The following is a 14,243-nucleotide window of genomic DNA, read 5'->3' as shown; positions in this document are numbered from 1 at the left end:
GATACCTTGACCCCGGGAGTCTGACACTGATGTTTCCTTCATCGGGCATCCGCAAGCTCGCGCGCAGCGAGGAGATGTTCGCCGAGACGCACAACTTCATCGGCCTGGCGGCGCACGTGAAAGGCCCGATGGACGCCGACGCGCTGTCGGACGCGTTCGATCTGCTGCTGCAGGCCCATCCGGTGCTCGGCGGGCATCTGGAGCAGCTGCCCGACGGCAAGTGGGAGATCGTGCTCGACGACCTGATGCACCCCGGCATCGAAGTGGTCGAACTGTCCGGCGACGCGCCCGCGCCGCCGCTGCTGTTCGACCAGACCGTGTCGCTGGTGCATCTGCGCCTGACCGTCCGCGACGGCGTCGCCCAGCCGACGCTGTACATCCACCACAGCCTGGCCGACGGCCACCACCAGTTCAGCCTCGTCGAGGAACTGTTCTCCACCTACACCGACCTCGTCACCACCGGCACCGCCAAACCGATCCAGGTGCACCCGGCGCCGGAACCGCTGGAGGTGATCCTGGCCAACCGCGGCGTGGAGAAGCGCACCCGCTCCGGCCTGGAACGGCTGCTGGCCGCGATGTTCGTCTACGACCTGCCGCCGTCGCGGCGCGCCCCGTCGGAGGTCAATCCGGTTCTGCCGCAACTGGTCCCGATGGCGTACTGCACGCTCTCCGAACAGGACACCGAGAAGATCATCGCGTTCTGCCGGGCCAACAAACTGGGCCTGAACAGCCTGCTGTCGGCGGCCGTGCTGATGGCCGAGTGGAATGTGCGCAACACCCCGAACATCCCGGTGCCGTACGTGTACCCGGTGGACCTGCGCTACCTGTTGTCACCGCCGGTGTCGGCCACCGAGAGCACCAACCCGGTGGGCATCGCGACCTATCTGGCCGAGATCGAGGCGGGCACCGACATCGCCGAGCTGGCCCGCGACATCAACGACACGTACAAGAAGGACATCGCCGAAGGCGTGATCCAGCAGAGCTTTCTGCACTTCAGCCCGCAATACGTGGGCAACCCGCCCGGCCTGCCCGACGTCGTCATGTTCACCGACAACGGCATCGTGCCCCCGCTGCGCACCCCGCCGGACATGGAGGTGGCCGCCAGCCACGGCGAGTTCTACTTCGCCGTGGGCGCGGGCATCGAGATCTACACCAGCAAGATCTTCAACGGGCAGTTGATGATCGAATACCACTCGCACGGCCCCGACCGTGAGAAGTCCGTCGCGGCGATCGAGACGCAGCTTCGGGGCGTCGTGGCCAAGCGCTCCGGTGCCGGCTGACCGGTCAGGCCTGCCGGGTGGGGTCCCCGTACGCGTAGCGGTGGTACTGCAGTGCGTTGCGCAGCGGCGGCAGCGCCCGCACCGCACGCTTGGCCGCCTGCAGCCCCTTACCCGTCTTGGCGTAGGTCTCGGCGTCGAAAAACGTTGTGGCGGCGAGCAACCGGATGTCGGGCAGCTTGCCGAGGATGTCCTGCGGGTCGTTGACCGCCCAGTACAGCACCGAGCCGGAGGTGCGCACCAGCGACTGCGTCTTCTGCGATTTGATGGCCAGCCAGTTGAAGAAGTCGATCTGCAGTTCGCCGACGCCGAAGCGGTCGACGAAGCGGCGCAGCAGCGCGATGCCCTCGTCCTCGGTCAGGTACATGCTGATGCCCTCGGCGATCAGCAGCGTGGGCCGGTCGGCCGGGATCTCGTCGAGCCAGTTCGGCTCGGTCGCCGGGGTCGCGATGAGCTGGTAGTTGGGCCGGCTGGGATAGATCTGCTCGCGCAGCGCGATCACCTCGGGGAAATCCACGTCGTACCAACGGACGTCGGGTCCGGGGTCGACGCGGAACACGCGGCAGTCCAGGCCGCAGCCGAGGTGCACGACGGTGCACTCGGGGTGGGCGGTGATGAACTCGCGGACCCATCGGTCGTAAAGCGCGGTGCGGACCGTGAACAGCGGAGCCCACTTCGGGGTGATCTCCAGTTCACGCCAATCGAAGTCGAGCTTGTCGATCGCGGCCTTGGCGAACCGGTCGCCCAGGATGGGACGGTCGAAGTCGGCGTCGAGGGCCTTCAGGTACAGGGTCGACAGCATGGTCTTCGCCGGGCCAGTGAGGTCGACCGGAACTTTGTTGCTCACGTGTGTGAGGCTATTCGCAAAGGGCCCGGCGTGGCACGTCGGGTCGACGATGATGACGAGAGGATGGGCCGACCGTGACTCAATCGGGTCCGCCGCGGGTGCTGATGCTCTACTACAGCTACACGGGACAGTCCAAGAAGGTTCTCGACGCCGCCGCCGACGTGTTCCGCGACCGGGGATACGAGGTGACCGAGGCGCCGATCGAATTCACCGACCCGCGCTACGCGCAGCGATTCTCCCGGTTCCCGATGCACCGGGTGTGGCCGGAGTTCATCGGCATGCTGCCTGCGCAGACGCTGCAGCGCACCGGCGACATCCGCACCCCCGACGCGGTGCGGCGCAACGACTACGACCTGATCTGCATCGGTTCGCCGACCTGGTGGGACACCGTGTCGATGCCGCTGCGATCGTTCCTGAAGTCACACGAGGCGCGGAATCTGCTGGACGGCAAGCGGTTCGCGGTCTTCGTGGTGTGCCGGCGCAAGTGGCGCAAGAACCTCGCAGGGGTGCGAAAGCTCGCCGAGAGCAAGGGCGGCCGCTACGTCGACGGCATCCACTTCACCTACCCGGGCGGGGAACTGCCGTCGATGCTGTCGCTGACGAGTTATCTGGGGTCGGGGGAGTACAAGGACCGCTACCTGGGTGTGAAGCTGCCCCCCACCAACATCAACGACGAGCATCTGGAGGAGTCGCGGCGCTTCGCGGCCCGTGTCGCCGACAAGGCGTTCGGCAAGCAAGCGCGGGGGAACTGAGGCCGTGCCCCGTTCCTTCGACGTGACGACCGAGGCTGCCGCCGGGGTCGCCGACGTGCTGGCGGCGTTCGCCGAACGCGACTACTGGCTGGCCCGGCTGGCCGCCTACGGCGGCGACTCGATGCACCTGGATGCGCTGGACGCCGATGCCGGCGGCACCGTGGTGGTGCGCACCACCCAGGATCTGCGCCAGGACATGCTGCCCGGCGCGATCGCGCGGATGCTGCCCGGTGACACCAAGATCATGCGGACCGAGACGTGGCGGCCGGCCGTCGACGGGCGCGCGCAGGGCGACTTCACCATCACCGCACGCGGGGTGCCCAGTTCGGGCTCGGGCACGATGGTGCTCGCGCCGGTCGCGGCGGGATCGAGCCTGCGGGTCAGCGGCACCCTCGAGGTCCGGATCCCGGTGGTCGGCGGACGCATCGAACGCTACGTCGCCGACCTGATCGGCAGGGAGGTGCCGCAGATGCAGCTGTTCACCGCCGAGTGGATCCACGGGAGGGCCTGAGCGTGCCGGAACCGATTCCGACCACGGCCGAGGCGCTGGCCCGGCTGGACATGCCGTTGGTCGAGGCGATGATGACCCAGCGGGCGATCCGCCGGGTGCTGCCGGATCCGGTCGACGACGAGATCGTGCTGAAGTGCCTGGAGCTGGCGCTGCGGGCGCCCACCGGCGCCAACGGGCAGAATTGGGAATTCGTCGTGGTCAAGGATCCCAAGATCAAGCGCAAGCTGCAGCGCCGCTACCGGCTGGCGTGGCGGGTGTTCCACCGCACCTCGATCCGCGACATCGCATCCTATGACGAGGAGATGGCCAAGAGCGTGCGGGCCATCGAATGGCAGCTCGAGCACTTCCATGAGATTCCGGTGCTGGTCATCGCGTGCCTGCGGCTGTCCGCCCGCGACGGCAAGGTGCCGTATGTGCCGATGCCGCATGCGGCGGCGTCGGCGTTCTTCGGCTCGATCTACCCCAGCGTGCAGAATTTGTTGCTGGCAGCGCGGTCGATGGGGCTGGGCGCGTCGCTGATCACGTTGCCGCTGTGGAGTCTGACGTCGGCGCGCCGGGTACTGAAATTGCCTACGGAAGTAACGCCGTGCGCCGTGGTCCCGCTGGGTTGGCCCCGGGGCCGATACGGTCCTACCACGCGTAGACCCGTCGACGAAGTTGTCCATCTGGACCGCTACGGCAATCGGGCCTGGTTCGGGCCGAATCGGACGAAAACGCACTGAACGTATTGACGTAGCCGTCACGATTTGCGGTTCGACACGCGGTGTTTGCACTTTGCTAGACAATGCGGTTGCTGGTCGGTTACGTTCCTTGCCGTTGGGGGACAGCATTTTCACAGACTTCGAAGGGGGCGTCATGCCTGCTGCCGTTAAGCCGTACATCACGGCGGGCGTGGCGCTGGTGGGGGCCAGCGTCATTTCCGTCACTCCGATCGCACCGCAGGTGATCGCCGAACGCGCGACCGATCGGTACGTCGCTCTGACCGCGGCGGCGAGCAACATCTGCGACAGCGAGCCCACGTCGGCGCTGTGCACCGACACGGGGGCCTCGGATGTCGCGGTGACCAACAGTGCGGTGTTCGGCGACTCCTCGCTGCTCTACATCCCGGGCAATCTGTTCAACGCGGTGTTGAGCATCCCGGCATGGGAGATCCAGGCGATGGACCGGCTGGCCGACGCGATGATCGGCACCGGCAGCTGGCAGGTGTGGGGGCCCACCAACGTGTTCGGCTTCGACGAGTGGGATCCGCCGAAGCTCAAGGCGTTCATCGACGTGCTGATGCCGTTCCAGCCGTTCTCGTCGGTGCTCGGTGAGCAGATGAGCGTGTGGGCGCAGGCCAACCTGCCGATGAACTCCGGCTGCGCCGGCACGCCCGGGGCATGCCCCGACATGAGCATGCTGCTCGCCGGCATGTTCAAGGTCCCGGTGTCGCAGCTGTACGAGGGTTACACGTTCCCCGAAGCGGGTGAGCAGGGCTCGACCAACCCGTTCGACGGCTCGATCGTGCCGTGGGCCGGCACCACCGTGAAGCTGGAACCGTGGGGTCCGTTCAAGAACTCCTGGGAGTGGCTGACCACCCCGCCGAAGCCGGTGGCCAGCGTGCCGCTGTCCGATTTCATCCGGGTGCCCCTCAAGCTCGCCAAGTCCCTGTTCGACGCTTTCAACCCGTTCGTCCAGAACAGCAGCATCTTCAATCCGCGCAACGGGCTGCTGGCCGTGGTGGCCAAGGCGCTGGCGCCGCTGTTCTGCAAGAGCTGCGATCTGGACAACCTGTACGACAACCCGTGGCTGGGCGAGAATTACGAGCCGCATCCGCCGCTTCCGGAAGACGTGACAGGCGATGCGGCCCAGTCGGACGGTGACTCCGACGAGTCGGGCTCCGGCGCCGATCCCGCGCTGCAGCCGCAGGGGGCCACTCCGGAGCCGGACGAGCAGCAGACCGATCCCGAGTCCGCGGCCGTCACCAGCCTGCTGAAGAAGTTCCAGGCCGCAGGCGCCGAGGATTCGGCTGCCGGGGACGCCGGCGAGGAGCCCGCGGAGGGTGCCGGCGAGGAACCGGCCGAGGAGCCCGCGGAGGAGCCGGCCGAAGAACCGGTCGACGAGGCCGAGGGCGCCGACGACTCCGACGAAGGCGCCGGCAAGCACCGCCTCGACGAGGGGGACGACTCAGCGTCGGTGCAGTCCATCAAGGACAAGGTGGAGGCCGAGAAGGACGCCCCCGAAGACACCGACACCAAGGACACCAAGGACGCCGGCGACTCGGGTTCTGAGGATTAACCGCGGGGACGACTAACCGCGGCGCGCTGCGGCTTTCCGCAGCGCGGGCAGCAGCAGTGCGCGCGGGGTGAAACGCCCGCCGAGTCCGGTCAGTTTCGGCATCAGCCCGGGCACGACGAGGCGCTTGCCCTCGCGCATCGCCGCGATACCGGCTTCGGCGACGTCCTCGACCGAGACCGCAACCTTGCCGCCCGGCGGTCGTTCGCCGGCGATCTCCCACCATTCGGTCGGGACCGGTCCGGGGCACAGCGCGGAGCAGGACACGCCGGTGCCGTGCAGACCTTCGTGCACGGCCTCGGAGAACGTCTGCACGTAGGCCTTGGTCGCCGAGTACACCGCGGCGCCGGGGAGCGGTTGAAAACCGGCGATCGAGCCGATGTTGAGTACCGCTCCACTACCGCGCCGGATCATCTCGGGCAGCGCGGCGTGGGTGAGCTCGGTCAGCGCGAGGACGTTGACGATCACCTGGTCGCGTTCCCGCTCCGGGGGGAGGTGCTGGAGCAGCCCGTTGGTGCCGAACCCCGCGCTGTTCACCAGCCCCGCCACCGACCCGGCGCGCAGCCGCTCCACCGCCTCGGCGCGGCCGGATTCGGCGTTCAGATCCAGCGGTAACACCTCCACCGAAATCGAACGGACACTTCGCAATTCGTCGGCCAGCGCGTCGAGCCGGTCACGTCGTCGCGCGATCAGCGTGAGGTGGTGGCCCCGCCGGGCCAACCCACGGGCGATGTGTTCGCCGATTCCCGACGAAGCGCCGGTGATCACGACGGTGGTGCCTGGACTGGGCTGGGCAAGGCTCATGGGCGGCGATAGTACCCAGGCCGCCGTATACGCTGAGCGCGATGCTGGAGGTAATCGACAAGGGATCGGTCAGCGAATCTCACCCGGTCCCACTGCTGTTCGTCCACGGGGCCTGGCACGCGGCGTGGTGCTGGGACGAGCACTTCCTGGACTTCTTCGCCGGACGGGGCTACCGGGCGCTCGCGGTGAGCCTGCGCGGGCACGGCGGCAGCGGCACCGACAAGAAGCTCAAGGATCTGACCTTCGAGGATTTCATCGCCGACATCACCGCCGCCGCGGACACGTTGCCGACGCGTCCGGTCATCGTCGGACATTCGATGGGCGGGGTGCTGGTCCAGAAATACCTGGAGAGCCGCGACGCGCCGGCCGCGGTGTTGATGGCGTCCATGCCCCCGACAGGTTCGCTGCGGTCCGGGCTGCGGTGGATCAAAAGTCACCCGTGGCATTTCGCCAAGCTGACGGTGACCGGAAGATCACTGCCCTATGTCAGCACACCCGCGCTGGCCAGAGAGCGGTTCTTCTCCCCGAACACGCCGGAATCCGTCGTGTGCCACTACGCGGGACGCCTGCAGGAGGAGAGCGCCCGGATGGGGCTCGACGGTCTGGTGAAGCGGCCACGTCCGGACCGGGTGCACGCCCCGGTGCTCGTTCTCGGCGCCGCCGAGGACGGCGCGGTGACCCGGGACGAAGTGCGGGCGACCGCCGCGGCGTACGGTACCGACGCGCACTTCTTCCCGGCGATGGGGCACAACATGATGCTCGAGGCCGGGTGGAGGGATGTCGCCGGCCGCATCGACACCTGGCTGCGCGACCGCGGACTGTAGACACCGGCTTTGCCGCCCGCCTGCCCCGCGATTGCCACACCCATAATGACGCCGGCGTCAGCAAACGGCCCGGCGGACCCTCGCCCGCTGTGGGCCGCGGCGTCCGGCCACGGCGCGCAGCGTGCATCGACCGTCCCGACGTCCGGCGCCGGGGACCCTCGACGGGGTGGCCGCGCGGGCTGCGGCATATCGGTGGGGCCCGCCGCCGGACACTCCGTAGAGCATGCTCCTGGCGGTCGCCGCGCTGTGGGGAAGCGGCCATTCCGGGGCGCGAACCCCCGCCACCCTCCGATGTGTGATCAAAAATGTTGCCGGACAACCTATTTGCGGGCGTCCCGAGCGGGCGGGGCGGCAGAGCCGGTGCGGCCCCCAGACGCGCGGCGCACCGGCTCCGACCGCGGCGCGACACGCCGGTCCACGCTCCGCGAGCCGGCCGGAGAAGCGCGTCGCGGTGTTCAGCAAGCCTGCCCGCAGCCCTGCAATACGGCCTCTGCGACGTCGGTCCAGGGGGCGTTTCCGCATGAAGAACATGGTGCCGCCAGGCCGCCTCGCCGCCGGCACAAACGCCGCGAATCTGGCTGCCGGCCGCGCAACCGCGGCAGCGCTGGAGGAGGGTTTGCTGATCCGTCTACCAAATCGAGACCTTTGGGGTATTCTCCCTTCGTCAGGGATCGTGCCTACCGTGCAGCTTTGACAGATCGACGCCCCCGGGGGCCGGTCACACGCGACGTGCGTCGCCGGTGATTGCCCAGGTGGCGCCGTTTTGCGAGGGCACCGGGGGCGTATTGGTCGGCGCGCGTCCCCGCACGATGCCAACTGCGTGATCCCGCCCTTTCCGGGCGGGATCATCTGCACCTCAGGAAAGGGACGTTAGTGAATCGAGCGACGAAGACGGCGCTGACGGCGGCTCTGCCGTTCATGATGCTGCCGCTCACCGTTGCCGGACCGCTGCCCACGGCCGCCGCTGCGGCCGTCGAGCTGCCCCCCGGTCCGGCCACCGTCCTGCACACCGGTCCGACCCCGTGGTCCACACCGACCAACTTCGGCGGGATCATCTGCGAGCTGGAGCGCGAGTGCCGCGAGGTGTACTACCAGTACGTGATGCCGCTCGGGACGTTCGAGCCGGGGCTGGCCGAGAACGTCAAGACGATGAACTTCGCGCTGAACAACACCGAGGGCAACAAGGTCGCCTACGGGTTCAGCGGCGGCGCACGCGTGGTCTCCAAGTGGCTGGAGGACAACGCCGACTCCACCGCGATCTCGCCCGAGGAACTGTCGGTCCTGCTCGTCGGCAACGGCGGGCGAAAGTACGGCGGCATCAACGGCTGGTTCTACCGCGACTCGCTGATGACCCCCACCGACACCCCGTTCTCGGTGACCGACGTGGCGCGGGAGTACGACCCGATCGCCGACTTCCCGGACAACCCGTTCAACCTGCTCGCGCTGGCCAACGCCATCTCGGCGTTCGGCAACGTGCACATGAAGTACTCCGAGGCCGACCTCAACGCGCCGGGCAACTATGTCTGGACCGAGGGCAACACCACCTACGTCTTCATCCCCACCGCCCAACTGCCGCTGCTGGCGGGGCTGCGCACCTGGGGGATGGGCGCGCTGGCCGACCAGCTGGAAGCACCGCTGCGGGCGATCATCGACAAGGCCTACAAGCGAGACTACCTGGCGGACGCCGAGGTCATCGGCGAGTCGGACGACGAGGACGACGCCAACCCGGTGCAGCCGGTCGCCGCGGCGATCCCGACCGGCCCGGGCGAGGCCTGCTCGGGCTACAACACCGACGGCTGTGACATCGAGAAGGATCAGTCGTACACCCCGATCACCGCGCCGAATCTGGAGAACGCGGCGTGGCAGAACGTGCTGCCGAACCTGTTCAACGCGCTGATCAGCGTGCCGCGGGCCTACCTCGACGGGCTCAACGACCTGTCGCACGCACTCGAGGTGACCGGCAGCTGGTGGGTCTACACGCCCACCAACGTGCTCGGCTACGACCCGGCCGACCCGCCGAAGATCACCGCGGTCACCAACCTGCTGATCCCGTTCAAGCCGCTGTCGAACGCGCTCGGCGAGCACGTGTCGTGGTGGGCCAAGGCCAACCTGCCGATGGACGCCGGCTGCACCGGCACCGCGCCGCCCACCTGCAAAGACGCGAACTCCATCCTGAGCAAGATGTTCCTGGCCCCGATCTGGGACCTGGTCAACGGTTACAAGTTCCCCGAGCTGAACAATCCCGTCAGCGAGGAAGAGGGCGCTGCGGGCGAGGAGATCCCGGGCCAGACGGGCGCCCCGGTGCCGTGGTCCGGCGAGGCCGTCCAGCTCAACCCGTGGGATCCGGTGTACAACACGCTGAACTACCTGTTCGCGCCGCCGGAGCAGAACCGTCCCGAGCCGATCACGTTCACCGAGGTGGTGGAATCGGTGGTCCGCTTCGGCAAGGCGCTGTGGCTGGACTTCAACCCGTTCGTACCGGGCAGCTTCCTGTGGAAGGGCTACCCGTACACGCTGGTGACCCCGTTCATCAAGCCGTTCGTCAAGCTGCTGTGCCCGTCGTGCGACCCGGAGAACCCCGGGGACCCGACGCCGTTCAGCGATGCGCCGGAGAACGGCGAGGAGCAGGACGCCCCGAGCGCCGAGGGCGCCGAGGACACCGCGCTGCTGGCCTCCTCCACCAAGACCGCCGACGAGGGCACCGCCTCGGAGGAGGGCACCGAGCAGGACAGCGTGGTGAACACCGCGGTCAACGACCTGCTCCAGAAGTTCAAGCTCGCCCCGCAGGAGGAGGAAGCGGCCCCGGTCGACGAGAAGTCCGGCGACGAGGCCGGCCAGGAGCAGCCCGCCGACGAGGTCACCGACGAGACGCCGGCGGCCGAGGACGAGGGCAAGACCGAGACCGGAACCCCGGCCGAGACCAAGCCCGACACCGGGGTTGACGAGGGTAAGGACGAGGCGGGCGATCCCACCGAGACCGAGTCCGACGCCGAATCCGATGCCGCGGACGAGGACCAGGACAAGGGCGCGGTGTCCGAGGACTCCGAGAAGCCGTCGACCGGCGGTAAGCACCGCAAGACCGACACTGCCGACTCCTCGAACGAGTCCACGTCGGGCGCCGACTCGAACAAGGAGAGCGCCGGCGCGAGCAGCGGCGGCTCTGATTCAGGCGAATAGGAAAGCCTGAAGCGTTGAACGTAGTATCGCCGGAGTGAGCACGGAGCAGTTTGACGCCGTCATCGTCGGGGCAGGATTCGGCGGGATGGGTGCGGCGATCCAGCTGAACCAGCTGGGTTACCGCAACATCGCGATCCTCGACCGCGAGGACGACTTGGGTGGGACGTGGCACGTCAACCGTTATCCAGGCCTGACGGTTGACGTCCCGTCCACCACCTATTCGTACTGGTTCGAACCGAACCCGTACTGGTCGCGGCTGTATGCGCCGGGCTCGGAACTCAAGACCTACGCCGAGCACGTCGCCGACAAGTACGACCTGCGCCGGTACATGCGGTTCAACGCCGTCGTCGACGGCGCCCGCTGGGACGACGAGGCCCAGGAATGGGTGGTGTCGTTGACCGGCGGTCAGACCCTGCGGTCGCAGTTCCTGGTGCTGGCGACCGGTTATCTGTGTCAGCCGAAGAAGCCGGACATCCCCGGCATCGACACGTTCGCCGGGACGGTGCTGCACGCCCAGGAATGGGACGACGACTATTCGCTGCGGGGCAAGCGGGCCGCGATCATCGGCACCGGCTCGACCGGCGTGCAGCTCATCCCGAAGCTGGCCGAGGATGTCGCCGACCTGACGGTGTACCAGCGCACACCGATCTGGGTGATGCCGAAGTTCGACCTGTCGTTCGGTCCCCGGACACAGCGGATCTTCGCGAAGTTCCCTGCGACGCAACGTTTTGTGCGGCTCTCCAGCGACATGTTCATGGACATCATGACCACGCTGGCGATGTGGAAGTTCCGTCAGCTGCGACCGATCAACACCGCGGCCGCCAAGATCGGGGCGCTGCACCGGTTCCTGGCCATCCGCGACAAGGATTTGCGACGCAAGCTGACACCGGATTACGACTTCGGGTGCAAGCGACCCACGCTGTCGAACGTCTATTACCGCACGTTCACCAAACCCCATGTGCACCTGGAGACCGGCGGCATCGACCACATCGAACCGGACGGCATCGTCGGCAGGGACGGCACCAAGCGCGTCATCGACACGTTGGTGCTGGCCACCGGGTTCGATGTGTGGGAGTCGAACCTGCCCGCCATCGAGGTGATCGGCCGGGACGGCCGTGATCTGGGGAAGTGGTGGCGCGAGAACAGGTTCCAGGCCTACGAGGGTATGACGGTGCCGCAGTTCCCGAACTTGGTGACCCAGGCCAGCCCGTACGCGTGGGTGGGCATGTCCTGGTTCGACACCGTCGAGTACCAGATGCGCCACATGAAGCGGCTCTTCGGCGAGCTGCAGCGCCGGGGTGGCCGCACCTTCGAGGTCACCGAGGAGGCCAACGCCCGTTTCCTCGAGCGCATGCTGACTCTGCTCGACGATTCGGTGTTCCGGCTCGGCGACTGCACGAACTCGCGGTCCTACTGGTTCAACAGCTCCGGCGAGGCGCCGCTGTTCCGGCCGACGTCCATCCGTCAGGCGGTCAAGGAGCAGGAGAGATTCCCGCTCAGCGACTACGCGATAGCCTGATAGTTCACTAGCTCACCAGAGGTAAGGGGTGACGGAATGGCGACGGCCACCACCGATCCAGTGCGGCTCCCGCCGGGTCCGCGGATTCCCAAGCTGATCCAGGGCGCGGCCGTGCTGACCCAGCGCTACGGTGCGATCGCGGCGCTGGGCCGCAAGTACGGCCCGACCTTCACGCTGAACATCCCGGTCTTCGGCGAGACGGTGGTCATCAGCGACCCGGTGCTGGTCAAGGACCTGTTCAGCACCCACCGCGACCTGGTGGGCCGGCCGCAGAACAACCTGGGCGGCGACGTGCTGGGGCCCGGTTCGATCTTCAACCTCGAAGGCGATGAGCTGCAGGCGCGGCGCAAACTGCTGCTCCCGCCGTTCAACGGCAAGAGCATGCGCGGCTACGCGAGCATCACCGAGGAAGAGGCCGTCCGCGAGATCCGGACGTGGCCCGAGGGCGTGGAGTTCGAGACGCTCGAGCCGATGATGCGCATCACGCTCAACACCATTCTGCGCGCCGTGTTCGGCGCGGAGGGCGAGCAGCTCGACGAACTGCGCGTGCTGATGCCCAAGGCCGTCGAGTTCGGTTCCAAGATCGCGCTGATGCCGTCCATCGTGCGGCGCGACTTCGGTCCGTGGAGCCCCGGCGGCAAGTTCGCCGGTTACCGCAAGCGAATGGACGAGCTGCTGAACTCGCTGCTCGACGACGCGCGTGCCGACCCGAACTTCACCGAGCGCAACGACGTGCTGTCGCTGCTGCTGCAGGCCCGCTACGACGACGGCTCACCGATGCCGGACTCCTACATTCTCGACGAGCTGCTCACCATGCTGGTCGCCGGGCACGAGACCACCTCCACGCAACTGGCCTGGACCATCGAGCGGATCCGCCGCCACCCGGAGCTGCTGGTGCGGCTCACCGAGGAGGTGGACGCCGGCGGCAACGAGCTGTTGCTCGCGACGATCGCCGAATCCCAGCGCACCCGTCCCGTGCTGACGGCCGCGCTGCGCCGGGCTCGGACGCGGATCCAGTTGGGGGAGTGGGTGATCCCCGAAGGGGACACGATTCTGGCGAGTACCCAGCTGGCGATGGCTGCCGAGTCGAGCTTCCCTGATGCCGAGAAGTTCGACCCCGACCGGTTTCTCGGAAAGGCGCCGAACCCGTTCGCGTGGATCCCGTTCGGCGGCGGCATGATGCGCTGCATCGGGGCGTCCTTCGCGACCATGGAGATGGAAGTGACGCTGCGCGCGATGCTGCGTGAGTTCACAATCGAGCCGACCACCGAACCCGACGAGAAGCCGCACAGCCGCGGTGTCACCGTCACACCGGCGCGCAACGGCCGCGTGGTTGTGCACCGTCGCAAGAACTCCGCGCCCCGCAACGCGGACTCCGTGTCGGTCGCCGAGAGCAGCTAGAAGCGATACTGCAGGATCCGCGCCTTGCGCGCGATCGCCGGCACCCGGTGCGACAGCCGGCCCGCCAGCCGCAGGCCACCCGGAAACAGCGCCGCCTCGGGCCGCTGCATGACGCTGGCTTCCTCCAGCAGGGCGAGGTCGGGGTTCCAGCTCTCGGGCCGCCGAGCGTCCTTGAAGCCCGCGAAATTCCACTGGTCGTGCGGTGAGTTCGTCTTGCGTGCGGTGGCCACCCTGCCGACCAGCCGGTTGAGCCTGCTGACCGGCCCGTAGTCGTTGAAAGCGATGACGCCGGAAGCGAAATGGCCGGTGACGCGGCGCAGTATCGCGATGACGTCCGACTCGTCGAGGAACGCGACCAGACCGTCGGCGAACACCATCGTCGGCCGGTCGGCGGGAATCGCGTCGGTCCAGCCCGGTTCGAGCAGGGACGCCGGCACCGGATGGTCGTGAGTGGGAAGCAGTGCCTGACGGGTGGCGATCACGGCGGGCAGGTCGACGCTGTACCAGTCCACGCCGGACGGGGGATCGATGCGCAGCACGGCGCTGTTGAATCCGGCGCCCAGGTCGACGACGACGGCGTCGGGATGTTCGGCGATGAAGCCGCGGATGCGCTCGTCGAGCATCTTGGCTCGCAACGCCACCAACGGCACCACACTCGGTGTGGCGGCCAGCGTGGTGAAGTCATAGTCGATCTGAGCCACGGTGGCCGCGGCCCGGTGGTCACCGAGGATTGGATGGACGGCTCTGCTGTCGGTTGCCCGGCAGTACTCGGTGAGCAACGCGGTCTGTTCGATCGAGGTGAGCCCGCTGACATCCATACCGCCAGCCAAGCACATCCACCGGGACGGCAGGCAATC

General features: G+C 67.7%; 12 protein-coding genes. 9 read left to right on the top strand and 3 right to left on the bottom strand.

Translation table 11 applies throughout. From position 1 onward, the window contains the following. Nucleotides 1–29 precede the first annotated feature (29 nt). Nucleotides 30–1,280, top strand: a complete 1,251-nt coding sequence (locus ACXMYJ_RS00880; protein WP_260752681.1) for a phthiocerol/phthiodiolone dimycocerosyl transferase — start codon at nt 30–32, stop codon at nt 1,278–1,280. Nucleotides 1,281–1,284: 4 nt separating this feature from the next. Here ACXMYJ_RS00880 and ACXMYJ_RS00875 read toward each other — a convergent pair whose 3' ends face one another. Beyond that, on the bottom strand, nt 1,285–2,124 hold the full coding sequence (locus ACXMYJ_RS00875; protein ID WP_460353286.1) for a class I SAM-dependent methyltransferase: 840 nt from the start codon (nt 2,122–2,124) through the stop codon (nt 1,285–1,287). Between the two features lie 104 nt (nt 2,125–2,228). Here ACXMYJ_RS00875 and ACXMYJ_RS00870 point away from each other — a divergent pair, with 104 nt between their 5' ends. The 4 genes from ACXMYJ_RS00870 (at nt 2,229) to ACXMYJ_RS00855 (ending at nt 5,664) form a co-directional block, all read left to right on the top strand. Next, the gene (locus tag ACXMYJ_RS00870; protein ID WP_460353519.1) at nt 2,229–2,876 is read left to right on the top strand and encodes a flavodoxin family protein; all 648 of its coding nucleotides are present in this window, start codon (nt 2,229–2,231) and stop codon (nt 2,874–2,876) included. A 4-nt stretch (nt 2,877–2,880) separates the two neighbouring features. Further along, nucleotides 2,881–3,387, top strand: a complete 507-nt coding sequence (locus ACXMYJ_RS00865) for a DUF2505 domain-containing protein (protein ID WP_260752683.1) — start codon at nt 2,881–2,883, stop codon at nt 3,385–3,387. Between the two features lie 2 nt (nt 3,388–3,389). Next, entirely contained in the window at nt 3,390–4,109 is a 720-nt protein-coding gene (locus tag ACXMYJ_RS00860; RefSeq protein WP_260752684.1) for a nitroreductase family protein, read from the top strand. A 133-nt stretch (nt 4,110–4,242) separates the two neighbouring features. Then, complete coding sequence (locus ACXMYJ_RS00855; RefSeq protein WP_460353282.1) at nt 4,243–5,664, top strand: hypothetical protein; 1,422 nt, start codon at nt 4,243–4,245, stop codon at nt 5,662–5,664. A gap of 12 nt (nt 5,665–5,676) precedes the next feature. Here ACXMYJ_RS00855 and ACXMYJ_RS00850 read toward each other — a convergent pair whose 3' ends face one another. Then, on the bottom strand, nt 5,677–6,465 hold the full coding sequence (locus ACXMYJ_RS00850; RefSeq protein ID WP_460353280.1) for an SDR family NAD(P)-dependent oxidoreductase: 789 nt from the start codon (nt 6,463–6,465) through the stop codon (nt 5,677–5,679). Nucleotides 6,466–6,506: 41 nt separating this feature from the next. Here ACXMYJ_RS00850 and ACXMYJ_RS00845 point away from each other — a divergent pair, with 41 nt between their 5' ends. From ACXMYJ_RS00845 to ACXMYJ_RS00830, 4 genes are all read left to right on the top strand, one after another. Beyond that, nucleotides 6,507–7,289 (top strand): alpha/beta hydrolase, encoded by a 783-nt coding sequence (locus ACXMYJ_RS00845; protein WP_260752687.1) that lies wholly within the window; start codon nt 6,507–6,509, stop codon nt 7,287–7,289. Nucleotides 7,290–8,162: 873 nt separating this feature from the next. Then, nucleotides 8,163–10,466, top strand: coding sequence for a PE-PPE domain-containing protein (locus tag ACXMYJ_RS00840; protein WP_260752688.1), 2,304 nt, complete (start codon nt 8,163–8,165; stop codon nt 10,464–10,466). A 34-nt stretch (nt 10,467–10,500) separates the two neighbouring features. Further along, nucleotides 10,501–11,985 carry a flavin-containing monooxygenase gene (locus tag ACXMYJ_RS00835; RefSeq protein ID WP_460353277.1) on the top strand — a complete coding sequence of 495 codons (1,485 nt, stop codon included), beginning with the start codon at nt 10,501–10,503 and terminating at the stop codon, nt 11,983–11,985. 36 nt (nt 11,986–12,021) lie between these two features. Continuing rightward, the gene (locus tag ACXMYJ_RS00830) at nt 12,022–13,386 is read left to right on the top strand and encodes a cytochrome P450 (RefSeq protein ID WP_460353274.1); all 1,365 of its coding nucleotides are present in this window, start codon (nt 12,022–12,024) and stop codon (nt 13,384–13,386) included. Here ACXMYJ_RS00830 and ACXMYJ_RS00825 read toward each other — a convergent pair. Further along, entirely contained in the window at nt 13,383–14,204 is an 822-nt protein-coding gene (locus ACXMYJ_RS00825; RefSeq protein WP_260752691.1) for a class I SAM-dependent methyltransferase, read from the bottom strand. The two genes, ACXMYJ_RS00830 and ACXMYJ_RS00825, sit on opposite strands and share 4 nt — an antisense overlap. Nucleotides 14,205–14,243 lie beyond the last annotated feature (39 nt).

This window comes from Mycobacterium sp. ZZG (assembly GCF_054786995.1).
The sequence above is the reverse complement of the archived record's forward strand: the minus strand, read 5'-3'. Positions and strand labels throughout refer to the sequence as shown.

Coding starts and splice junctions, on each gene's coding strand:
- ACXMYJ_RS00845 (WP_260752687.1), top strand. CDS start 6,507: ATGCTGGAGGTAATCGACAAGGGATCGGTCAGCGAATCTCACCCGGTC.
- ACXMYJ_RS00825 (WP_260752691.1), bottom strand. CDS start 14,204: ATGGATGTCAGCGGGCTCACCTCGATCGAACAGACCGCGTTGCTCACC.
- ACXMYJ_RS00870 (WP_460353519.1), top strand. CDS start 2,229: ATGCTCTACTACAGCTACACGGGACAGTCCAAGAAGGTTCTCGACGCC.
- ACXMYJ_RS00880 (WP_260752681.1), top strand. CDS start 30: ATGTTTCCTTCATCGGGCATCCGCAAGCTCGCGCGCAGCGAGGAGATG.
- ACXMYJ_RS00855 (WP_460353282.1), top strand. CDS start 4,243: ATGCCTGCTGCCGTTAAGCCGTACATCACGGCGGGCGTGGCGCTGGTG.
- ACXMYJ_RS00850 (WP_460353280.1), bottom strand. CDS start 6,465: ATGAGCCTTGCCCAGCCCAGTCCAGGCACCACCGTCGTGATCACCGGC.
- ACXMYJ_RS00830 (WP_460353274.1), top strand. CDS start 12,022: ATGGCGACGGCCACCACCGATCCAGTGCGGCTCCCGCCGGGTCCGCGG.